The sequence below is a fragment of the Neisseria sp. HMSC067G12 genome, from assembly GCF_001812725.1.
Taxonomy (GTDB): Bacteria; Pseudomonadota; Gammaproteobacteria; order Burkholderiales; family Neisseriaceae; genus Neisseria; species Neisseria perflava.
On record NZ_KV810226.1, the window covers coordinates 233943 to 256669 of the forward strand.

General features: G+C 46.3%; 25 protein-coding genes and 2 pseudogenes. 16 read left to right on the forward strand and 11 right to left on the reverse strand.

What is annotated here, in order from left to right:
* Both HMPREF2871_RS11035 and HMPREF2871_RS11040 read right to left on the reverse strand, forming a co-directional pair.
* Positions 1-520, reverse strand: a 520-nt coding sequence (locus HMPREF2871_RS11035) for a histidine phosphatase family protein (protein ID WP_070625288.1), incomplete at its 3' end; no start/stop codon positions are given.
* A gap of 90 nt (positions 521-610) precedes the next feature.
* On the reverse strand, positions 611-2209 hold the full coding sequence (locus HMPREF2871_RS11040; protein ID WP_239665359.1) for a PEP/pyruvate-binding domain-containing protein: 1599 nt from the start codon (positions 2207-2209) through the stop codon (positions 611-613).
* Between the two features lie 441 nt (positions 2210-2650).
* Between HMPREF2871_RS11040 and HMPREF2871_RS11045 the strand changes: the two genes are divergently transcribed.
* The 7 genes from HMPREF2871_RS11045 (at position 2651) to HMPREF2871_RS11075 (ending at position 11188) form a co-directional block, all read left to right on the forward strand.
* Positions 2651-3304, forward strand: a complete 654-nt coding sequence (locus tag HMPREF2871_RS11045) for an IS1595 family transposase (protein ID WP_004520552.1) — start codon at positions 2651-2653, stop codon at positions 3302-3304.
* A gap of 160 nt (positions 3305-3464) precedes the next feature.
* Positions 3465-5663, forward strand: coding sequence for a TonB-dependent hemoglobin/transferrin/lactoferrin family receptor (locus HMPREF2871_RS11050; RefSeq protein WP_004520551.1), 2199 nt, complete (start codon positions 3465-3467; stop codon positions 5661-5663).
* Positions 5664-5735: 72 nt separating this feature from the next.
* Positions 5736-6527, forward strand: coding sequence for a heme/hemin ABC transporter substrate-binding protein (locus tag HMPREF2871_RS11055; protein WP_004520550.1), 792 nt, complete (start codon positions 5736-5738; stop codon positions 6525-6527).
* Positions 6528-6669: 142 nt separating this feature from the next.
* Entirely contained in the window at positions 6670-7611 is a 942-nt protein-coding gene (locus tag HMPREF2871_RS11060) for a FecCD family ABC transporter permease (RefSeq protein WP_049336086.1), read from the forward strand.
* A gap of 46 nt (positions 7612-7657) precedes the next feature.
* Positions 7658-8383 carry an ABC transporter ATP-binding protein gene (locus tag HMPREF2871_RS11065; protein ID WP_049344825.1) on the forward strand — a complete coding sequence of 242 codons (726 nt, stop codon included), beginning with the start codon at positions 7658-7660 and terminating at the stop codon, positions 8381-8383.
* 274 nt (positions 8384-8657) lie between these two features.
* On the forward strand, positions 8658-10478 hold the full coding sequence (hutW, locus tag HMPREF2871_RS11070) for a heme anaerobic degradation radical SAM methyltransferase ChuW/HutW (protein WP_004520547.1): 1821 nt from the start codon (positions 8658-8660) through the stop codon (positions 10476-10478).
* Positions 10479-10570: 92 nt separating this feature from the next.
* Complete coding sequence (locus HMPREF2871_RS11075; RefSeq protein WP_049336082.1) at positions 10571-11188, forward strand: NAD(P)H-binding protein; 618 nt, start codon at positions 10571-10573, stop codon at positions 11186-11188.
* Positions 11189-11342: 154 nt separating this feature from the next.
* On the opposite strand, the gene HMPREF2871_RS11080 is transcribed toward HMPREF2871_RS11075, so the two are convergent.
* The 3 genes from HMPREF2871_RS11080 to pptA are packed head-to-tail and all read right to left on the reverse strand — an operon-like array spanning position 11343 to position 13238.
* Positions 11343-12044, reverse strand: a complete 702-nt coding sequence (locus tag HMPREF2871_RS11080) for a glutathione S-transferase family protein (RefSeq protein WP_049336080.1) — start codon at positions 12042-12044, stop codon at positions 11343-11345.
* A gap of 15 nt (positions 12045-12059) precedes the next feature.
* Positions 12060-12950, reverse strand: a complete 891-nt coding sequence (locus HMPREF2871_RS11085) for an alpha/beta fold hydrolase (RefSeq protein ID WP_049336078.1) — start codon at positions 12948-12950, stop codon at positions 12060-12062.
* Positions 12951-13007: 57 nt separating this feature from the next.
* Positions 13008-13238, reverse strand: a complete 231-nt coding sequence (pptA, locus tag HMPREF2871_RS11090) for a tautomerase PptA (protein ID WP_004520543.1) — start codon at positions 13236-13238, stop codon at positions 13008-13010.
* A 106-nt stretch (positions 13239-13344) separates the two neighbouring features.
* On the opposite strand from pptA, the gene HMPREF2871_RS11095 reads away from it, so the two are divergent.
* The gene (locus HMPREF2871_RS11095) at positions 13345-14250 is read left to right on the forward strand and encodes a LysR family transcriptional regulator (protein WP_004520542.1); all 906 of its coding nucleotides are present in this window, start codon (positions 13345-13347) and stop codon (positions 14248-14250) included.
* 34 nt (positions 14251-14284) lie between these two features.
* Here the strand turns inward: HMPREF2871_RS11095 and HMPREF2871_RS11100 are convergent, their stop codons facing one another.
* Positions 14285-15175, reverse strand: coding sequence for a LysR family transcriptional regulator (locus tag HMPREF2871_RS11100; RefSeq protein WP_049344827.1), 891 nt, complete (start codon positions 15173-15175; stop codon positions 14285-14287).
* 176 nt (positions 15176-15351) lie between these two features.
* On the opposite strand from HMPREF2871_RS11100, the gene HMPREF2871_RS11105 reads away from it, so the two are divergent.
* From HMPREF2871_RS11105 to HMPREF2871_RS11130, 6 genes and pseudogenes are all read left to right on the forward strand, one after another.
* The gene (locus HMPREF2871_RS11105) at positions 15352-15930 is read left to right on the forward strand and encodes an NAD(P)H-dependent oxidoreductase (protein WP_039862395.1); all 579 of its coding nucleotides are present in this window, start codon (positions 15352-15354) and stop codon (positions 15928-15930) included.
* Between the two features lie 56 nt (positions 15931-15986).
* Positions 15987-16234: pseudogene (locus HMPREF2871_RS11110) on the forward strand (aldo/keto reductase); the annotation flags it as partial.
* Positions 16235-16280: 46 nt separating this feature from the next.
* A complete protein-coding gene (locus HMPREF2871_RS11115) occupies positions 16281-16781 on the forward strand; it encodes an OsmC family protein (RefSeq protein ID WP_224783358.1) in 501 nt (166 codons plus the stop codon).
* 92 nt (positions 16782-16873) lie between these two features.
* Positions 16874-17209 carry a thioredoxin family protein gene (locus HMPREF2871_RS11120; RefSeq protein ID WP_004520536.1) on the forward strand — a complete coding sequence of 112 codons (336 nt, stop codon included), beginning with the start codon at positions 16874-16876 and terminating at the stop codon, positions 17207-17209.
* 46 nt (positions 17210-17255) lie between these two features.
* Complete coding sequence (locus HMPREF2871_RS11125) at positions 17256-17546, forward strand: hypothetical protein (RefSeq protein WP_004520535.1); 291 nt, start codon at positions 17256-17258, stop codon at positions 17544-17546.
* Positions 17547-17557: 11 nt separating this feature from the next.
* On the forward strand, positions 17558-18598 hold the full coding sequence (locus HMPREF2871_RS11130) for an LLM class flavin-dependent oxidoreductase (protein ID WP_004520534.1): 1041 nt from the start codon (positions 17558-17560) through the stop codon (positions 18596-18598).
* Positions 18599-18672: 74 nt separating this feature from the next.
* On the opposite strand, the gene HMPREF2871_RS11135 is transcribed toward HMPREF2871_RS11130, so the two are convergent.
* Positions 18673-19101 (reverse strand): LysR family transcriptional regulator, encoded by a 429-nt coding sequence (locus HMPREF2871_RS11135; RefSeq protein WP_004520533.1) that lies wholly within the window; start codon positions 19099-19101, stop codon positions 18673-18675.
* 79 nt (positions 19102-19180) lie between these two features.
* Here HMPREF2871_RS11135 and HMPREF2871_RS11635 point away from each other — a divergent pair, with 79 nt between their 5' ends.
* Positions 19181-19315, forward strand: coding sequence for a hypothetical protein (locus HMPREF2871_RS11635; RefSeq protein WP_004520532.1), 135 nt, complete (start codon positions 19181-19183; stop codon positions 19313-19315).
* 162 nt (positions 19316-19477) lie between these two features.
* Entirely contained in the window at positions 19478-19654 is a 177-nt protein-coding gene (locus HMPREF2871_RS12010; RefSeq protein ID WP_157749784.1) for a tannase/feruloyl esterase family alpha/beta hydrolase, read from the forward strand.
* Between the two features lie 609 nt (positions 19655-20263).
* Here the strand turns inward: HMPREF2871_RS12010 and HMPREF2871_RS11140 are convergent.
* From HMPREF2871_RS11140 to HMPREF2871_RS12190, 4 genes and pseudogenes are all read right to left on the reverse strand, one after another.
* Positions 20264-20746 (reverse strand): Imm26 family immunity protein, encoded by a 483-nt coding sequence (locus HMPREF2871_RS11140; protein ID WP_004520529.1) that lies wholly within the window; start codon positions 20744-20746, stop codon positions 20264-20266.
* An 860-nt stretch (positions 20747-21606) separates the two neighbouring features.
* Positions 21607-21870, reverse strand: a complete 264-nt coding sequence (locus HMPREF2871_RS11810) for a hypothetical protein (RefSeq protein ID WP_141744544.1) — start codon at positions 21868-21870, stop codon at positions 21607-21609.
* 18 nt (positions 21871-21888) lie between these two features.
* A pseudogene (locus HMPREF2871_RS12185) lies at positions 21889-22233 on the reverse strand (RHS repeat-associated core domain-containing protein); the annotation flags it as partial.
* Positions 22234-22245: 12 nt separating this feature from the next.
* Positions 22246-22727 (reverse strand): RHS domain-containing protein (locus HMPREF2871_RS12190; protein WP_210392294.1); only part of this gene is annotated, 482 nt, incomplete at its 5' end.

Below are 22727 nucleotides of genomic sequence, written 5' to 3' on the forward strand. Positions count from 1 at the left end.
GATGGTTTTCCCAAGTCGCTCCGCCTAGTAAGGATAATAAAAGCCGCAAGGTATGGCCATGTGATACCACTAAAATATTGGCTCCCGATTGATGTACTTTAATGATATCGCAAAGGGCGTCCATTGCACGTACTGCTAATTGTTCAAAGGTTTCGCCACCATTGCTTAATGCTTTATAAGCTGCCGGGTCATTGGTCAGTTGTTTAAATTCGGTTAACTTCCGTAGGTCAGTGATCTGCATACCTTCCCAACTTCCAAAAGATTGCTCATTTAGTCCACAGTGCTGAAAAAGAGGAATAGGACGCTGACCGATAATATGGCCAGCCGTATCAATGGCACGTTGTAAAATGCTGGAATAAGCAGCGGTAAATTCTACTTGTTGTAGCGCCGCCCCGGTTTTCTGAGCTCCTGTAATTCCTTGTTCGGTCAGTGGTGAATTGCCTGATCCCTGCAAAAGCTCTTGTTCGTTCCATTGGGTACGGCCATGGCGAATAAAATAAAAAGTGAGTTGTTTTGACATCATAGTTCCTTGGAGATCTGGAAGTATAGGGTATAACTAACTTATGATGCAAAGGCCGTCTGAAACGATAATTTCAAACGGCCTTTTACTTTAACGTGTACCGTTTAGATACGGTCGTGCTTGGAGGATAACAAGCTTACCATTGTCAAACGCCCATTCGATATCCTGCTCGCCATTGGCAAATAGCTGTTTGATTTGTTGGCCGGTTTGGTCAAGGCGACGGATTTGTTCTTGATTCATCACATTGCCACTGGTTACAGGCACCTCCCGTACTCCACCATTTTTATCCAGTTGCAACGCTGTGGTTTCATTAGAGGAGCTGAGACGTTGTACAGAATCATTGCGACGGTTATAGACCACCTGTTCGGCTACCCGTTTGCCTTCAACGACACGAATACCCAACCCGCGTTTGGCGGCAATGTAGGCGCTATTTTTCTGAGCAATATCATAAGGATTGATGGTAACCAACACGCCGGAGAGATCTGCATTGATGCTTTGTTGCACAAAGACACTCATTTTCACGCTATCGTGAGGCAATCCGGCAATACGGCGGGCTTCGTATGCACTGTAATTGAAAACAGAAGCCCAAGATTGCTTCACTGCTTCGGCCAACGCGTTTTCATCGGTAACATTTGGCACGGTGGTGTACAGCCCTGCGCCGCTGAAATTGGGTAGGTCTTCGGAATTAGAGGAGTTGCGGACAAACACGCCTTTGCTGTTTAATTGATTGCGCCATTGCTCAGCCCATTTATGTTTCCATTCCGACGGGATTTCGGCATCGGTAATTTTTTTCTGCAGCGTGAGTAAAGCAGTACGGCGCTTGCGGTTGTCTCCATCACTTTGTGTTTCGATTTGGGCCAGTGTTGTTGCATTAATACCCAGCCTATCCATCATGGCTTGATAATAGGCAAACGGAATGCAGAATCCGTCAGGTACATTACTACCTTTAATATGGGCGCGGATATGACCGAGGTTGGCAGCCTTACTGCCGCAGTAACGGCTGTCATCACGGCGCAGGTTTGACAAAGCCCTAAGGCCATAATCGGAAACATCAGGTTGGGGCAGGGTAAGGCCGTCTGAAAAGCTTTTACTGGTAGTGTTCCGGTTGGTTTGGACAATTCGGTATTGCTTAGCAGTCGCTTCAAATTCGATACGACGGCCAATATATGGGGCTAGGATTTTTTCTGCGTCTTTAAGGTAAATATTGGGAATCCCCCAGCCGCGTGCCAATACATTCACATGCGATAGTGCAGTAGATGGTTTCTCGCTGATAATCCCTGCCACAGGTGGCAGCTCTAGGGGAACCTCTTTCAAAATAATAATATCGTCGGCGCCAACATTATGAAGATCATCTTCTTTGACAATAACGCGTAATGTACCTATCGCTTTACCTTGGTTTAGAGGCAGGTAGGGGAAATTTTTAATCAAACTTTCTTGGGTAATAAAAGGAACTTTGCTTTGCTCGGCAACGGTTTCCTGCCATAAAGAATTGGTTTTATAACGCAACGGAGCGTAGAAACTGTCTTTCAGACGGCCTGCCGCCAATTTCAACAATTCAGGTGTGATTTTGTCTCCTTCCCAAAACTCATAAACATATTCTTGAGTACTATTCTGCCAACTGATAGTACCCAACAGATAACGCCGGTTAGGACTACGGTATTGTTGATTCAATTCAGTTTTTGACAGCATGGGTTTCAAGATGGTAGCCAGATAGTGCTCATGCAGCCGAAATTTGGGAGTATTGATGTAGTCTGTACGGTTATTATTTTCACGATCGATGAGGAAAAGGATATGAGGAATTTCATATTCACTACCTTGCTCATAAATACGCGACAGTAAGTCAAAATCAGCTTGGTTTTTGATTGCAGATAATGCAGGAATTTGTGTTTTAACTGGGGTGGCTACAGTTTGACGCTTTTCAGACTCGTAATTAAGAAGGCTTACGCGCCGTTGGTGCAGCCATGTCGGCTGTCTCAGCTTCAGGACGGCACGCTGAAAGTAAAAACAATATTGGGAGGTAAAAAGCAGGCTTCATGATGTTATCGGTTATCTAAATCAGATGAAAAGAAATATACCTATGGTAAAAATCTAGGGGCTGACGTAGATTAGCGGTTATGCTAGGCTACGAAAATGCAGATAACCAATTGTAAATTAAGCAAGAGAGTTCAAAAGAAACTACTTGAATTTTTTGTACTCCAAGTTACCGCCCGTTCCGCTGCCGATATTTTGGGCATTCAGCCCAACTCCGCTATTCTGTTCTACCGCAAAATTCGTATGGTTATCAGCCATTATCTGGCCTTGGTTGCCGATGAGGTTTTTGAGAGCTCTGTTGAGCTGGACGAAAGTTATTTCGGCGGAAGGCGTAAAGGCAGACGTGGTCGCGGCGCAGCAGGAAAAGTAGTTGTCTTTGGCATCCTGAAACGCAACGGACGGGTCTATACCGTTGTCGTAGATAATGCCAAATCTGATACTTTGATGCCTGTTATCAAACAGAAAATCATGCCGGACAGCATTGTTTACACGGATAGCCTGAGCAGCTATGACAAGCTGGACGTAAGCGGTTTTATCCATTACCGTATCAACCATTCCAAGGAATTTGCAGACCGTCAGAACCACATTAACGACATTGAGAATTTTTGGAATCAGGCAAAACGCGTCTTGCGTAAATACAACGGAATTGATCGCAAATCCTTCCCGCTGTTCTTGAAAGAATGCGAATTTCAGTTTAACTTCGGCACACCGTCTCAACAGCTTAAAATTCTGCGGGATTGGTGTGGAATTTAGGGCTAATCTACGTCAGCCCCATTATTTATCCAGCTACGTCATACTATATTTTGCGTTTTTGAAGTGGTTTTAGTGCTATCTTGTGGTTTCTAAACTTGCAAAAATCGCCTATTTATTTTATAAATGCAAACCATTTTTATTCAAATAATAAGGTTGTGTAATGAAAAAGAAAGCGATTGCCTGTGTAATAGGGGCGGTTTTTTCCGGACAGTTATATGCGGCTCAGATGCCGGTGGCTCAGGCAGAAATAGAGCCTGTGGTGGTTACGGCCGACCGTAATGCGCAAACCTTGGATAAAGCGGCGCCGAATGTGTCGGTTATCGGACGCAAAACCTTGAATCAAGCCTCGGCACAGAATTTAGACGATATCGTGATGTATGAATTCGGCGTCAGCGTGCCGTCAGACAACAATCGCCGCGGTCATGCGGGTATCAATATCCGAGGCATAGACGGCAACCGCATTCTGATGATGGTGGACGGCGTACGCATTCCCGAATCTTATGCAGGCGGCGGTTCCAACGGCGCGATTTCGGGACGCGATATGGTCGAAAGCGACACGCTCAAGCAGGTCGATATTGTCAAAGGCCCTTATTCCGCGCTGTACGGTAGTGATGCGCTTGGCGGCGTGGTGAACATGGTGACGCTCTCACCGAGCGATTTTGTCGATGCGGGCAAACGCGGGTATTTCGGTTTAAAACACAGCTACCGCGGCCGTGACCGCAGCCATGGCGTGACGGCGACTGTGGCAGGTTTCCATGAAAACGCCGAAGGTCTGCTGATGCTGACGCGCCGTCAAGGTCATGAAACCGAAAACATGGGCAGCGATACCAGCTACTCGACTGCGCGTACTGCCACCAACCCTCAGAAAAACAATGCCTATAATATCTTGGCGAAAGGCAATATCGGCAACGAACGCCACCGCTTGGAAACTTTGTACGAACAGTATTACCACGCCAACGATACCGTATTGGCAAACGGCTTGGGTTCGCAATCGCGCGGGCCGGTAACCATCGCAACATCTGAGAGCAACGCCCGCGACCGTATCCGCCGTCAACGTATCGAAGCAGGCTACCGCTACACTGGCGAAGGCCGTCTGAAAGAAGCCAACCTGACTGCCTATCAGCAAAAACTGCGTACGGAAGACGATGCCGTCGATGCGAGCATTACGCGTATGGGCACGCGCCAATTAGGTAACTCGACCCGTTATTCCGACTACGGTTTCAATCAGACCATACGCGGGCTGAACGGACGCAGCGTATGGGAATTTGACGGCGCGGTCAAACAAACCGTCGTTGCCGGCGCCGAATACAAACACACCGAGACCGCCCGTCCGCGCGACAGCCTGACAGTGGACAATCTGACCGGTGCCGTCAGCAAAGTTTATGCAGGCAGCACCTATCCGAATAAAACTTTCCCCGACAGCAAGCGCAAAACGTTCAGCGTTTACGCACAAGACAGCCTGACTTTCGGCAACGGCATCGTCCTGACACCGGCCTTGCGTTACGAAAAAGACAAGCTGAACACTTCGACCGATCAAGCCTATCTCAACGCCAACCCCAGCGGAACGGCGACGCGCTTTAGCGATTCCGCGTTTACACCCAGCCTGCGCCTGAGTGTACCGATGGGTGAGCAGTTCACCAGTTTTGCCACTTATTCCCAAGGCTTCCGTACGCCGCCGTTTGACAGTGCGACCATGGCGTTTGCCAATACGACCTACGGCTATGCCGTCATTCCCAATGCCAACCTCAAATCCGAACGCTCCAACAGCTTTGAATTGGGGATGAAGTTCAAAAACGAACGCACCCGTGCGCAAGTTACCGCGTTCTACAACCGTTATCGAAACTTCATCGACCGCACCGAAGTCGGCACTGCCTCCATAGGCGGTCGCCCGATTATCCAGTACCAATATCAAAACCTTGATCACGTCAAAACCTACGGTGCCGAAGCCTCTGCCGCCTACAAATTCCTGCCGGGCTGGCAAGTCTCCGGCAGCATCGCTTGGATGCGTGGCAAGCAGCAAGACGGCACGCCGCTGGATTCCGCCTACCCGCTCAACGGCGTTTTGGGCGTGGACTACGCGCAAGAAAAATGGGGGGGCGATACCAAACTGCGCTGGTCGAAAAAACACAGCCGCGTCAGCAGCGACAGCATTTTCCAAGCGCCGGGCTACGGCGTATGGGATGTCGGAGCGTGGTACAAGCCGTCTAAAAACGTCGAAATCGGCGCGAACATTTACAATATCGGCAACAAAAAATACTGGCAACACGCAGACGTCGCCGGCATGAGCCGCTCAAGCGTGATGGATTTGTACACCGAAACCGGCCGCAATTTCGCCGCAACCGTACAACTGAAGTTCTAATGTGATTTAACCGTTTTCAGACGGCCTGAGAAAGCGAGCAGGCCGTCTGAAAGCATTCGACAAGGAAAATAAATGAAACTCAAACTCCTTCTGCTTTCCGCACTTATTTCGTTGACCGGCACTGCACACGCGCAACGCATCGTCGTGTTGACCCCCGATACGGCAGACATCGTTGCCGCGCTCGGCGCATTGGACGAAATCGTCGGCCGCGATCAGACCGTTCAAAATCCGGCATTGAAAAACAAGCCCAGTATCGGCATTCATCGCCGCCTGACGGTTGAACCGATTGTGGCCGCCAAACCCGACATCGCCATCGGTTCATGGATGGCGCAGCCTGCCGATATTTTTACCCACCTGCAAAAAGCAGGCATTAAAGCCGTCAATGTTGCGCCCGATGACAGCATCGCCGCCTATCCGCAAAGTATCCGCAACATCGGTCAGCTTATCGGTAAAAGCGCGCAGGCGGATAAGTTGGCCGGTAAGTGGCAGGCGGATATGAAACAACAGCCTTCCAGCGGCAAACGCTACCTCTTCAGCTACGACGGGCGCATCGTATCGGGCAAAAACACTGCCGCCGACGAAATCATCCGCCGCGCCGGCGGTATCAATGCCGCAGCCGCCATTGACGGTCTCAAACCGATGACGCGTGAGGCATGGATTGCGGCCAAACCCGATATCATCATTATTGCCGACCACAACACCGCTATGATAGGCAACGTCAAAACCTTTGCCGCACGCCCCGAAATCGCCGGCTCGCCTGCCGCGAAAAACGGCAAGATTTATTTGTGGAAGGCCAACGATATGTTCCGTTATGGTCTGGATACGCCACAAGTGATTCAGCGTTTGCATGGTTTGGCGAAATAAACGCACCTGTTTTGAAAACTCTGCCCGATTTTTGTTTTCAGACGGCCTCGATTTGTTCCTTCTTGTTGAGTAGGAAGCAAAACGGTTGTCTTAAAAATGCCGTCTGAAACCGTCCCTCAATCCGCTTAAACCGCATGATGTCATGAAACCGCATATCCTTACCCTCTGCCTGCTGCTTACTGCCGCCGCCGTTTATTTGTGCTGCGGCATCGGCTTTGGCGCGTGGGAGTCGCCGTTGGCGATGGATGAAACCGTCCGCCAAATTCGTTTACCACGCATCTATACCGCGCTTTTGGTTGGAGCCGGTTTGTCCGCTTCGGGGGCGGCATTGCAGGCTTTATTTGAAAACCCGCTGGCCGATCCGAGTTTGATCGGGACATCGGGCGGGGCGGCCTTGGGCGTGATTGTGTTATTGGCTCTGGGCGGCGGCGCGATGGGTGTGCCGGCGGCGGCTTTTCTCGGTGCATTGGGTGTGTGCTTGCTGATTTTGGCAGTGCACAAGCTACTCGGCGGCGGTACTTTGGGATTGCTGGTGTTGGGGTTTGTGTTGAGCGCGTTTTCGGGCGCGGTGGTCAGCATGATTTTGTTTTTATCTGACGATTTGGTATTGCGCAGCGCGACCACATGGCTGTCGGGTAGCCTTGCCGAAGCCGGTTTCTCATCTCCTGTCGCGACAATCACGGTCATGTTGCCCGGTTTTCTGATTTTGCTGTCCGCAGGCAGGCGGCTGGACGTTTTGATGACGGGCGAAGACACGGCTGCCAGTATGGGTGTATCAGTTGGGGTATTGCGTGTACAAACCGTAATCGGCGCGGCATTGATGACGGGGGCGGCGGTATCGCTTTCGGGCATCATCGGTTTTCTTGGCATGATGATCCCCAATGTGCTGGCGCAAACCGTCGGCGGCAGCCGCCGCAAACTGATTACGCTGTCGGCTTGGTTGGGCGCAGTATTTTTGATGGTGGTGGACGGAGCGGCGCGCTGGCTGACATACCCTGTCGATTTGCCGGTCGGTATCGTGATTGCCTTATTGGGCGGACCGTTTTTTATGTATTTGTTTATCAATCCTTTGAAAAGCCGTTGATGCCTAAACAGGCCGTCTGAAACTTCATTGCCCCATATCTTTTGCCATGCACACCTTATTTCAAATCTGTAATCTTTCCGTCCGCGTCCAAGACAAAACCCTGCTTGAAATTGATCAACTGGATATACCTTCGGGCATGACCGTCATTATCGGTCCGAATGGTTCGGGCAAATCCACTTTGCTGCGTGCCTTAATCGGGCAAACAGGGCAGGGGGAAATCACGCTTTTCGGTGAGGCCGTTGCGCCGCAAATCCGTGCGGGCAGAGTGGCATGGGTCGGGCAGCATGGCCGTTACAACATGCCGATGACCGTACGCGAATACATTGCGTTGGCGTCATTCGTACAAAAAGGCCGTCTGAACCATGAATGGGCGGACGAGTTGCTCGATTATTTTGATTTGACGGCATTGGCGGATAAGCGCATTGGCAAGCTCTCAGGCGGCGAACAGCAACGCGCCAACATCATCCGCGCCCTGTTGCAAAACGCGCCGGTCTTGCTTTTGGACGAACCGTGCAACCATCTCGATATCCGCCACCAACACCGCTTGATGCAGTATTTGGTCGGGCATTCAAACCGTGCCTCATCAATAATGGTATTGCACGATTTAAACCTCGCCGCGCGTTATGCGGAACATATTATTTTGATGAATAAGGGAAAAGTCGTTGCATCAGGCAAGGTGGGCGAAGTGATGCGCCCCGACTTGCTTGAATCGGTTTACGGTTGGCAGATACGCCGTTGCGAAGATGAAGCAGGGTTTTATTTCAGAAGCTGAGCGCCAACAGGCCATCTGAAAAACGATAAAGAAAATTTATTTTATCGTTCAAAAATAAAACGAAATGAGAGGATGTTCTCGGCTTGAAGAACCAAATTTTGCGCATTTCACAAGTAAAATGCCGATTTCCATCAAATAGAAATACATTTTATTATTTATAGAATACAATATTTTAAAATAATACTGATTTTTAATTACGCAAAAATATTGACAAGAAAATGATGATGGTTATTTAATATATCAATCCTATTAATAACTTTTATTAATCATTATCATGGTACAGCAGCTTGTTTGGACTCCGAAACAATCCGCGCCTAAGGCATTTCCCGAACGTCAGGCATTAATGCCCGTTTGGGGCGGTGTTCCAATGCCGCGTCCCCAATGGCAGAACATTTGGAAGAAAAAGCTTCCCCATGCCACCGATGTGGACGCGCTTGCTTATCTGCATATTCCATTTTGCGCCAACCATTGCGTTTTTTGTGGCTTCTACCGTAATGCGTGGAAGGATAGCCAAAGCAGCGTGTACACCGACAAAATTATCGAAGAAATGGCCGCTGAAGCTGAAGTCCGTACAGGCAAGGGCAAAATCCGAGCCGTTTATTTCGGGGGTGGTACGCCGACCGCGTTGCTTACGGAGGACCTTGTCCGCCTGATTTGTGCCTGCTACCAATATCTGCCGCTTGCCGAAGACTGCGAGTTTACCATCGAAGGGCGCATGAGCCATTTCGATTTGGAAAAAGCACAGGCTTGTCTCGAAGCAGGGGCCAACCGTATTTCCATCGGCGTGCAAACCTTCAATACCGCCATCCGCCGCCGTCTCGGTCGCAAACACAGCGGCGACGAGGCGTTTGAATATTTGGCAAAATTGTGCGAACTCGATGCCGTGATTGTCGCTGATTTGATGTTCGGCCTACCCAATCAAACCGATGAAGTTTGGCAAAACGATATCGCCCGCGCCGCCGAGCTGCCGCTGTCCGGTTTGGATACGTATGCGTTCAACCTTTATCCCATGCTGCCCATCAACCGCATGATTGAAAAAGGCGCATTTCCGACACCGCCGGGTTTCGATATTCAGGCAGACCAATATGCCTACACGGTTGAAACACTGCTGGAAAAAGGCTGGGAACATGTCAGCAACAGCCACTTCGCCTATCCCGGCCGCGGCGAGCGCAACCGCTACAATACCCTGATCAAATCTGACATTCCCTGTTTGGCGTTCGGCTCCGGCGCAGGGGGTAACTTCGGCGGTTTCAGCTATCAGGTGCAGGGCGATTTGGAGAGTTATCTTGCTACGCCGAAAGGCGAGAAAAACATCGCGTTTATGAGCGGCCATAGTCCAAATAAAGCACTGCTCAGCAAAGTTCAGCACGATATTGAAACAGGCCGTCTGAATCCATTATTGTTTGACGGCAACAAAGCAGCGCAAAAGCTGATTGCCCAATGGCAGGAAATGCAGCTTTTTAAAGAACCTGATTCAGACGGCATTATCCGTTTGAATACCAGTGGCCGTTATTGGTCGCCCACCCTTATCCGCAAACTCATGCTCACTCTTCCAACTCAAGAAAAGGATCAAACCATGCAAAAACTTTCAGCCGAACAACAAACCATGTTGCGTCAATCATTGGAAAAAAATCCCGGCCAAGTACTGGAAATGCTGGCCGCGCAAAACCAATGCAGTTTTGAAGACGTTATCCGCTGCCTGCCTGAAGAGAACGTGCGCCAAACCGAAGGCAGCCGCATAGTCGAAATTCTCCAAGCCGTTGCCGCATGGAATGAATCCGTTACCTTCATCGCCCACACCCCCGATGCCATCGTCGAAGTCAGCGGCAAACTGCCTAACGGCAAAGTCGGCCGCGGCTTCTACAACTTTGACCATCCCGAAACCGACGGCGGCGTACACGGCCACATCTACTATGAAAACTGCGCCTCCATCTACCTTTTGGAACGCCCGTTTATGGGTAAAGCCACTTGCTCGCTCAACTTTATCAACCGCAACGGCGGCGCCATGTTTAAAATTTTCGTCGGCCGCGATGAAGCAGGCGAGTTGAAACAACATCAAATCGAAGCCATGCGAAAACTGTTTGATGCCGCTTAAACGGTTTCAGACGGCCTGAAAATCCGTTCCTTGCCGCGTAGAGGAGCGGATTTTCTAACAATAAACATCTACCATACAAAGGAGCCCCAAACATGCAACTCATCTTCGGAGCCAACGGCCCGTCCGGCCGCGCCTATATCCGCACATTGACTGACTCAGCCGATACCGTCGCCGTATTAAGAAAGCCGTCTGAAGACAGTTTTTTTGTCGAACACAATATTCAAACCGTTGTCGCCGATGCGCTTGATGCCGACGCGCTCGATAAAGCGTTGGCACAATACCATCCTGATACCGTGATCAGTTTTGTCGGCGGCAAAAACGAAGAGGGTATCCGCAGCGATGCGCTGGGCAATATCAACATTATTGCCGCCACGAAAGCCGCCAATCCGCAAGCCCGCTTTGTACTGATTACCAGCATGGGCTGCGGTGAACAATGGGACATGATGAGCGAGCCGTTCAAACAGGCACTAGGTGAAGCCGTCCGTGCCAAAACAGAAGCCGAAATCTATCTCAAACAAAGCGGTTTGAATTGGACTATCTTGCGCCCCTGCGGCCTTGCCGATGGCGAAGATAATGCCTATACCTTGACACAAAATGCCCAAGAAATTCCGCAAAAATACATGACACGCAACGGCTTGGCCGCTGCCGTTGCTGCCATTGTTGGCCAAGCGGACAGCAAGGGCGAAACGTATAGCGTTGGTGCGGCATAACCGGATTGAATAGATTGCCCACTTTCCATTGTTAAAGTTGGAGTAGGTAATTGATTAGCAGCCGATCAAACAATAAAGGATTTGCTGAGAAAAGACTGGGAGATATAAATAAAAGGCCGTCTGAAACATTTCAGACGGCCTTTGATTTCTTGCTTTATTCTCCAAATACTGCCCGATCGAAACGTTCAATATAGGCGACTAAATTTGCTTTGGTTCTTGCATATAGCGCAATTTCAGTGTCGATGGGGGTAAGAATCAGGTTTGCAACAACAGGCACGATGGCCACATCAACGGAGGTTAATTCTTCGCCGAAAAAGTAGCGTTTTGTGCCTAAGTAGTTGCTAATGGCGTCTAAATCTCCTTTTCCAAAAGCGTAAATATCGGATTGCGTGTGTCTTCCGATACCATGTCCGTACATTTCTTTTTTCGCGTTTTCCTGTAACACAGCAAAAATCGCTTCGGCTTGTTCGGTCGGCATACCATCAAACATTGCCTTCATCATAAATGGTTTGCCGAGAGGATCGACGAAACGGTTATATACGCCCATCCAATATAAATGTTCTTCTGTCATACGGCGAAAGGCTTCAGCAATCGCTTTTTGTTCAGGCGTTAAATGTTTATCTAAATCAATGCCGTAGGTTTCGGTTAGATAACGCTGAATGAGAGAGCTATCAGGGATCAACTTCTCACCATCTTGCAATACCGGAACTTTGCCTTTAGGCATTTTGCTAAGATCGGCAACATATTCTTTTTCGAAATCTAAGCCGGATAAACGCAGCATCGCTTCGGTTTTCCAGGCGAAAGGTGATGGACTGCGAATTTTACCTTCACCAGGTAAAGTAAATAATTTAAGCATTTTGTTTTCCTTTCATTATTTGTTATTCAAATACGGTTCTACAATAGTCCAAACAGCCGGGAAGTTCAAGACAAATACCGGATGTGGCGCATTAGGGATAACGGATAAATCGGCATTCTGTGTCATGCGATAGGCGTTGATGACTGTATCCAAGGGTGCATTGGCATCGTCTTCGCCAACCACAAACAACACCGGCGATTGGATCTTACCAAATGTCTCTTTGCCAACTTGGGTGTTGTCATAATTTTTCTGCGCATTGTCAAACCACGTTGCCGTTTGTTGTAGGTTGGGGCGAATGCTTTGTTGCATTTCCCAATAACTTGGATCTAACTGGCGGATTTGTTCATAGCTTGCACGTTTATTTCCCCCGCCTTGAATAAAACCACGTTTCCATTCGCCGGCACCGATAGCAATAATTTTGGCTGCCTGTTCGGGATAATCGGCAGCAAAGGTGAGGGCGGTATAAGCGCCGTCTGAAAAGCCGAGCAAATCCACTTTACCGTTAATTTGTGCGGCTTTTAATACGGCAAGCACATCAGCCGCTTTTTGTGCATAAGTTGGCGCAACACTGCCGACTTCAGATTTGCCATGACCGCGTGTACTGATGGCGATGACTTCATGATTTTGGCTTAAACGGTCAATAAACTCGCCCATTTCAGCTGTTGAACCCACTAATCCGCCATGCAAAACAATTACAGGTGAGCCTTTGCCATAGCGTTCAAAATAAATTTTCGCCCCATCACTTGCCGTCGCATAACGACCAACTTTTTCATTGTTCCCATAAGGCACTTGGCTATGGTAGGCAGTTTCATTTTGTCCAAAATAGCGCAACGGTTCACCGGCAAAACTGCTCGTTGCAAGAGTGGCGAAAAGTACGCTAAACCCTAATTTTTTAAATGCTTTCATGCTGTTCTCCTGAGTAAAGTGCGGTCGTTTTTTTAGGGTTTTGATGATACGCGCAGGTTACATGTCATATTCGGGTTTACGTAACAGGTTCTCTACATTTGGCTCAATTTCTTTGTCCCAAACCTTTTCTTTCCATTCATCATCCGGAATTTCAGTGTAGGCAATAGTGATGAATTCTGCAGGCGTGTTTAGACGCTCGCTGGCAAAAGCCGTTAAATCATCTGCAAAGGCTTGCAATTCCTGTTCAGACAGGTTCTTTGGACAACATTTGATATTGATATGTGGCATAAAGTACTCCTTGCTTCATCTGTTTGTAATGAAATATATTGTATATTACTTTAATTAACTTGATAATCTATCAAATTAAATAAACAGTTTTAAGAAAGGCTTTATAATGGAGCAATTCAAACTTATCTATATTTTTGCCACCGTGCTGCAATACGGCAGTATGAATGCCACCGCGCCGCATTTGGGCATGACCGCCAGCGCAATCAGTCAAGCCATTCGCAAGCTGGAAAATCATTACGGCGTCAAATTGCTTAACCGCACCACACGCAGCCTCACGCCGACGGCAGAAGGGCGGCAGTTGCAGCAATACGCCCGTCAATTAACCGACTGGCACGATGCCGTTGAGCGCGAAATGGGTATTTTGCAAACCGAACCGGAAGGTGAAGTCCGCATCAGCCTACCGACCGGTTATAGCGCGGTTGAACCGATGAAACGTACCGTGCAAACCTTACGACATCGTTACCCAAAAATTCGCTTAATACTCAATGAAAACAACCGCTTGGTGGATTTGCAAAACGATACCGATATCGCTATCCGCGTTGTTTTACATCCTGACGATCCCGACAGCATCGCGCGCCCGTTGGCACAATGGCAAACCTTGATTTGCGCTTCACCAGACTATTTGCGTGAACACCCCATTGCCCAGCCGCAAGATTTACTCAATGCCGACTGGCTTAATCACAATAGCAATGTCCTGCTACACGCATTCAAGTGTTTAGGGCTACCGGAAACGCTGCCCGAAAATCGCACCGATTGCCCAGATTCTTCACTGGTCGCACGAGAATATGCCTGTGCCGGCATGGGGTTGGCGGTGTTGCTTTCTGGCGATGTGGCGCCTTTGATAGAAAATGGTCAGTTAAGCATTGTATTACCTGAACACACACTTCCCACCCGCACCCTTTATGCCACCACCGCACATCGCACCCAATCAGCAAAAGTACGCACCGTATTGGATTGCTTAATGCGTTGTTTTGGTGAAGAAAAGGGATTGATAAAAAGTGCTGGAAATTGACCGCACTTTGTTATTAAAAAGGCCGCCTGAAATTTCAGACGGCTTTTACTTTTAACGCATCCACAATCAACTTAAACACATTGGAATGCCCGCGGCGGCTGGGGTAATAGAGGTAAAGCGGATCGTAAGTGATGGCATACTCGGGTAACAGCTCAACCAACTGCCCAGAATGGAGTGCGTCTGTGGCGATGATATGTGGCAGCCAAGTGATGCCAAGGCCGTCTGAAACGGCTTGCAGGCGCAGATGATTGTTGATAGAAAACTGCGATTTTGGTGTGAACGTAATCAGCTTTTTTTTATATTTGAATTCCCATTGAATTTCCGTGCCGTGTTCGGCGGAGAGCTTCGCACCGATAAGGCGGTGCTGCTGCAAATCATCAATATTTTTCAGCGAACCGTATTGCGCCAAATAATCGGGCGAGGCGACCAATACCATTTTGAACGGCGCAGAAATCGGTACGGCAATCATCTCTTTCGCTACCTTGTTACCTAACCGAACGCCCATATCAAATCCTTCTTTCACAATATCTGCCCAACGATCGTCCACCACGATTTCCAAGCGGATTTTCGGGTATTGGTTCAAAATCGGCTTTAATTTTGGATACAACACGGCTTCCGCTGCCATCGCCGGGGCGTTGATGCGAATCAATCCCGATGGCGTATTCAAAAAATCATTTAATGCATCGACTTCTTGGTTTATGGCTTGATAAAGTGGGAAAAGTTGATCGAAAAGCTGTTGCCCGGCTTCGGTCAGCGATACATTGCGTGTAGTGCGGTTGAACAGACGCAAATTTAGCCGCATTTCTAAATTTTTCATGCTATGACTCAACGCCGAAGAAGAAATCCCCAAAAGTTGCCCCGCTTTCACAAAACTCTGCGTTTGCGCCAGTGTTAAAAAATAATTCAGTTCGTTAAAGTTCTGCATTTTCTCTTTAAACTCTTTTTTATTAGTGAATTTAATTCATTACATTATAAAGATAAACCCTATTTATCTCAATAAAAACAAATCATAAAATGACTTCAACTTCTGAGAATAAACAGAAGACAATATCCGTAAACATCACATCCTTTTTTTATAAATTATTTATTCTAGGAGTAAAAATGAACATTTTATTATTAAACGGTGGTAAAGCTTTCGGTCATTCTCATGGTGAGTTAAACCACACGCTTCACAAAAAAGCAAAAGAAGTTTTGACCGCACTTGGACACAATGTAAAAGAAACTGTGATTGATGCTGGCTATGATGTTGAGGCAGAAATCGAAAAATTCTTGTGGATGGATGCCGTGATTTGGCAGATGCCTGTTTGGTGGATGCACGAGCCTTGGACAGTGAAGAAATACATAGACGAAGTATTTATCGCTGGACACGGCAAGCTTTACCACAGTGATGGCCGTCATCGTGTCAGCCCGACCGAAGGCTTCGGTACAGGTGGTTTATTGCAAGGCAAAAAACACATGCTTTCGCTTACTTGGAATGCGCCGATTGAAGCGTTCACCCGTGAAGGCGACTTCTTTGAAGGCAAAGATGTGGATGCTGTGTACATGCCTTTCCACAAACTCAACGAGTTCATCGGTTTGACCCGTCTACCGACATTTACATGTAACGATGTAGTTAAAAATCCACAAGTAGAACAATACTTCGCAGACTACCAAGCACATTTGAAAAAAGTGTTCGGTTAATGATAAAACATCAACTTGAAGCGGTGGGCTTTTGCCCACCATTTTGTCAGTCGCTAATTGGTACGAAATATGGCAAATCCGTGGCGCAAGTGATTACCCGCTGGCTGGTGGAACGTGGCATCATTGTATTGGCAAAATCCACCAAACCCGAACGTATGGCGGAAAACCTGAATGTCTTTGATTTTGCTCTCAGCGATGAAGACAAGCTGAAATTGCCAAACTGGACAGCACGTTCGCCGCCATCGTCAATCACGACACGGTGGATAATTTGAAGCGCATCTCCGCGTGGAAAATGGGCGTGTAAGTGTAGCGAAAAACCATCTGCAATTCATCATATGAAAGGACAAAACATGATTAACGGGTTAGATATCGAACGTTTCCGAACCACCATGGCAGCGGTTGAAAACGACCATGCAAAAGGCAAGGCAGTATTACGCGCCGATTCGCGCTGGGTATCCGGCACGAAGAATGAAATCTCCGTGCGCCGCTTCCCTGCCTTTACCACAGACGAACCGAAAAACATGGGCGGTGAAAACGCCGCCCCAAATCCGGTGGAATACCTGATCAGCGCTGCGGCAGGCTGCTGCTCCATAGGTTTCGAGTTGCAAGCAGCATTGGCAGGCGTGAAACTGGAACAGTTTGAAATATCCGCAAGCGGCGGTATCGACATGGCCAAACTGTTCGGCATGGAAGATGGCTACGGCGGACTGGATAATCTGGTGCTAACCATAAAAGTAAAAGCCGACGCCGACCTTCCTACCCTGCAAAATTTCGCCGACCGCTCAGCCGCCACCTCCCCAGTGTTGAACAGCCTGAAAGCGCGGGCAAAAGTGGTTGTGGAAAAAATCTAGACGACTCAAAACGTTTTCTTGTTTTCATTTCGTTAAAAGCCCCTTTTCTGGACAACTAGAAAAGGGCTTAATCGCTCAAAGGAGTACATGGCATGCAACAACTGCACACTTTGAAAGACATCGAACAGGCCATCGCCACATACCCTTTAGTATCACTGTACATCAAAGCCCCAATCTGCGGTGTTTGTACGGTCGTGGGCGCCCAGCTTGACTCAGCTTTGGCGGAGGAAGGAAATGTGTATGCCGTAAAAGCCGATATTGCTGAAATACCCGAAATGACCGGACGTTTCCACGTGCTGACCGTACCTGCATGGCTGCTGTTTTATCAAGGCAAGGAAGTAGAACGGATGGCCCGCTTCATCCCTCAGGCACAGATGAAGCAGACATTGGCAAAATGGACAAAAGTAGCAGAAAGCGGATATCAGTAACCGGTCTATCAATGTTTCAGACGGCTGCGGTCTTGATAAAGATTTCTTGGTAGGCGTAAAACTCAATTCGGCGGACTTCCAAAAAGGCGGTTTTGACGAAAGCGAATCGGTGCAGGTAGTACAAAAACTGTCAGAAATGGGCATTGATTTTATTAAGGCAGAAATCACCCAATCCTTATGCAACGAGCTCTGGGAAAAACTCGGCAATGGTGAAATCGGCAAACCGATTATTCATCAAGTATTTGATTTTAAATACGTAGCAAAAGCCCATATAGAAATGGACAAAGGCACGCATATTGGGAAAGTGATGTTGGATTTCACTTTGCTCAATCAATAAGGAGTAACACCATGAAACTTTCCATTCTCAATCTTGCCCCCGTTCGTGAAGGGCAAACTTATTTGCAAGCGGTCGATTCGATGGTGAATCTTGCAAAACACGCGGAGCGCATTGGCATTGAGCGCTATTGGATTGCTGAGCATCATAATATGAAAAATTTGGTGAGTTCAGCGACCGCACTTTTAATTCAACATACGCTAGCCAATACGAAGACCTTGCGCGTTGGCTCGGGCGGCGTGATGTTACCGAATCATTCGCCTTATGTGGTGGCCGAGCAATATGGCACACTGGAGACGCTTTATCCAAACCGTGTTGAACTCGGTTTAGGACGTGCGCCAGGAACTGATATGCAAACGGCTGCGGCACTTCGTCGAGGACGAAAAAGTCTGGATTTCCCTGCGGAAATTGCGGAACTTCGCGGTTACTTTAAAGATTCTAACCCTGTTTCTGCATATCCTTCTGCCGGCTTGAATATACCGTTTTATATTTTAGGATCTAGCACTGAAAGTGCCTATCTTGCGGCAGAACTTGGCTTGCCTTATGCATTTGCTTCACACTTTGCGCCACGTATGATGGAAATGGCAGTGGAGATTTACCGCAAAAACTTCAAACCTTCTACCTATCTTGCTGAACCTTATGTCATCTTAGGTGTGAACGCGATTGTTGCAGAAACCGATAACGAAGCGAGACAACTCGCGACGACACAAACACTATTTTTCTTAAATATAGTGACTAATGCGCAACAAAATTTACAACCACCGATGGCGTCAGAAGAAGACGTTTGGAAAGCCCAAATGCATGCCCAAAAGAAACCACACTTTGGCCCAGTCGATTTTGAGGAAATCCCGATTTACAATCAAGAGCGTGCCGTAGTGGAACAAATGACTGCTTGTTCGCTTATCGGTAGTCCTGAAAGTGTGGAATTTCAACTCAAGCAACTGCGTGAACGGGTACATTTTGATGAAATTATGGCGGTGAGTTATATTTTTGATGAACAAAAACAAGCCCAATCTTATACGATGTTAAAATCGATTGTGGATAAGCAATCGTGATAAAAACATGGCGAGATCATCTCGCCATGTTTTATGCCTAAACCATTTTCGACAATAACATCTCCTTCAACTTGTTATACACCCACACCACTCGCTTGGTCATCCACACTTTTGAGCTTATCAATTCCCACCCGCCAATCAATCACAATGTCGGAGTAGGGCTCAAGTGCGGTCAATAATTCAAACAGAATTTCATCGTTATAAGCATTGGCGGCAGGGTGTACCACACCTTGCATTGCTTTTTCTTTTACATTGTTTTTAGCAAATAGCCGTTCGCTTTCCGCCAAATATTGCGTCGCTTTCGGCAAAAATTGTTCGCCAAATTCAGTGAGCTTGATGTTTCGCGTGTTACGTTTGAACAAACTTTCACCTAATAAGGCTTCGAGATCGGCGATCATTCTTGTGACGACTTGAGGCGAAACGGCGAGCCGCTGGGCGGTTTCACGAAAATTAAAGGTTTCGGCAGCGGAGCAAAAATAGCGAAGGGCTTCTAGTTTATTCACTATTATTCCTTTTTTCAGAATAGTTTATTCTTATTTTATTAATTTTTAAGTCAGAATACTAGGGTTATACTGCATCAAAGTGTTGAATGAAGACATTACCGGCCAAGTAAACAAAGATCGTAATGTGCTAACTGGCGACAGCCCGCTGGCATCAAATAATCTTGGAATTTTAGCGGCAGATGCGTTGTTGAAAAAAGTAGCTAGCTTGGGTTAATTCATTCAATCTAGTCCAAACAAAAAAACAGTCCGCAACTTTAAAGTGAAGTTGCGGACTGTTTTTTTTTGTTTTACATCGGTGGTCCGAAAAATAGCCATGGCGAACTATTTATAATGGCTGGTTCTACGATAGCGGTATCAACCAAGAAGGTTGGCGCGGTTGGAAACTGACAGATTCACAAACCGCCGAGCCAAACGCACGCAATATCGTGCTTTCCAAAGGGTCGATGACGTATTACTTTATAACGCCGAAGGCGCAGAAGAGTTCTCCCGTTTCTTTGCGATTCCAGGTTTGAACCACTGTGATGGCAGCGTCGATTTGCGCTTATATAAGTAATTGTACTACTGAAGAAACAGGAGTTAGCAGACTAAAATCGTAGAGTTATGAATTTAACATAATATAAATTAATTTCCTTTTCCCTATTCTTCTACAAATTCCGCTGTTTTGTTCCTATATGTCAAATGAGAATTAATGGTACTCAAGAGAGTGTGCTCATAGTACTCCAATTTTTAGTATAAAATCAATAGGTTTTAAGAGAGATTTGGCTGTAACTCTACCACTTAATTATTGAGTAGTAGTAGGGTTGAGGGTAGAAAACTTATTACGATACTAAGTACCTTCAACTCATAGCATATAGCTAATTTATAAAGGCCATCTGAATATCAGACGGCCTCCTGTCTATTAGAATTTAGACATTGTAAATTTCTTCGTTCTTAACATTTTCTTAAGGCTTCCGCTTCAGTCGTACCCGGAGGGTTTATACCAAAAAAAGCTGAACCATCCTTGTAACTTGAGACAACTAATACGATCGATCTAAAAAAAAACTTGCTCAAACTGAAATCAAAATAAAGCCATCGTTAACACCGAGATTTGGAAAGCTACGTGAAGGCTTTTCAAATAGTACGAAGCATTTTACTTTCAGGACAAGCTTTGAGTTGGAATAGATCATTTGTTCTTATAGATGAGATTTTCAGGTTTTTTGTCGGGAGAAATAAGAAGTTTATCAAGGTATTCGGGGTCATGCCAGTCATCCCAAGGTGCTAGACTAAAATAAGCTTTAATAAAACCATCAATAATAGCTGAACCTTCGGTATTAATACCAATAATATTTCCTTGTTCAATTAAGTCAATATTAGGAAAATATTGCTTCAGTATATTTTTATTTACTATACCTTTTTGAATAATTGGCCAGAATCCTTTATCTAACGATTCTTCAGTAATAAACATAGCAGCAATAATATCGTTTTTATCTATTTTTATATCTTCATATAAAGGAAGGTTTTTTGAGGAAATTTTCATTTTGGTAATTAAGCAGGCTACACCTATCCAATCATATTTTCCAAGAATCTGTCCAACAGCTAAAAAATCATCTTCTATGGGAATGCCAAAATAATCGCCTACCTGCCATTTCTGTTTTTTTCTTGCCATTTTTTAAAGTTCCTTTCTGTAATTCAATAAGGCATGGGAATTTTTCCACCTGCTGCACGGTAGCGAGGTTCAGACATCTGATGACGTTTATTGGCCAAAGGTCCTCCTCGACTCTTGATACCGCCTTGTAATCTAATGTGATCTTCTTCCAATCGGTCTAGACATTGACCAGATTTAGTTTGCCCAAGTAAGGTAAACCTGTGAGTTGCTCTGAATGCTCTATTATGTTCTCTTTGCCTGGCAAAATATCTTATTGAGGATTTGGCTCGGCCTACATATTTTTCGCCAGTTTTAGGATGTGTCCTCAGATAAACAATTCCACAAGTACCTGGCGGACAATAGCAGGGGTCAGTTTTCTCTGATTCTGGTTTGCTACATACTCCTTATGGCCTCTAGAGGCAATTACTGCTGTTGCCGCCTAAAAGGCGGCTCGGATGCCTTGTTCAACATTGTAATAAATTATATTTCATTTGTAGAAAATATATTATCTTCTATATAGCAGTTTTGAAAAGAGCAATTAGATATTAAATTATCTTGTATATGCATTGATCTGAATACACAATTAATAAATGTGCAATTAGTAAATTTTGTATTACAAACTATTGCCGTAATAAAAGAACAATTAATAAAATTACAATTAGTAAAGGAACTATAGCTTATGAAAGCGCCACGAAATGAACAGAAAAAAAATTTAAGACTTCCAATTTCCCTATGGGATATTTCGTATCTGTGAAAATCAATATTATCCATATGGATTAACTGTCTAGAAATTAAGACATCTAATTCTTTTGTTTCGATTTTAATTAGAGACTTTGTAATATTTTTAAGTAATTCTTGAATGTCATTTGATATCATTTTTATTACCACCAATCTATAGGGTCTAGTTGTATATCTCTCAAAGGTATTCTTGGTTTAGATAATGGAGCAGTTCCTGGTGTACTGGCAGGTATTTGATTACACAATAATCCGGCTACCATTCTATGGTTACCATCTACAATAGTATTTCCATCCATTTTAACTGGAGGGGCAATACTACCTTTTTCAATCAATGCTGTGTATCTCGCAGCAGCAGGGATGGAAACACTTTTTTGTAATGTTAGATAAGATGTTTTCGCTGTAACCATTGTTGTCTGCTATTGCATCTAAACATTTCTTACGTTTTTTTTCTTCTTGGCATTTTCCTGTACATGTATCGCTCTCCGATGATGCAACGACACCTGTTGCGGCAGCTCCAAGCCCCCATATGCAATCCATTTAGGCAATGCCGCATCAGTGGGGTCTGGAGTCATTGTATCAATTACAATCATAGACAATGCCCCTTTGGATATGCTAACAGCATTTAATCCCCAAGGATCCATCATATTTTGTATATTTGTCGAAAATTGATAAAAGTTACTTCCACCTCCCAACCCAATCGGATCCTGATTTACAAACCGACCCACATCAGGCTCATAATACCTGAAGAAGTTGTAATACAACCCCGTTTCACGGTCGCAATACTAGTTCTGTAATCGGAATGGTTGGTATGCGCTATCCGTTACCTTGGTTTCCTCTTTCAGAAGGCACCAGCCGGTGTAGTTGTCGAACCACAAGAGGTTACCGTCCTTATCGGTCATCTCTCTTGGGATGCCGATTTGGTCGCAGTGGAAGTAGTAGATTTGTTGGCGGCTTTCGCCCTCGGCATTGGTGTGGTTGTGTACCTGTGCCAAGGGTTCGTAGCTGTCGGGATCGGTGTAGATATAGGTATATCTGCCGTTCGGGTGGATTTCTTGCAAGAGGTGGCTGCCGTCCCAAACGAAGCGGGTTTGGTTTTCGAGGTCGTTCCCGCTTAAATCATGCTGGAATGATGTTTCTGAAACTTCTTCGTTTTTCAAACAGCCTTTGCCTATCCTTCTGCCCAAGGCGTCGTAGCTGTACACCCAAGTTTCTTTCGTACCGTCTTTTTTAAAGATTTCGGCTTTAACCAGTTGGTCGTGCAGAT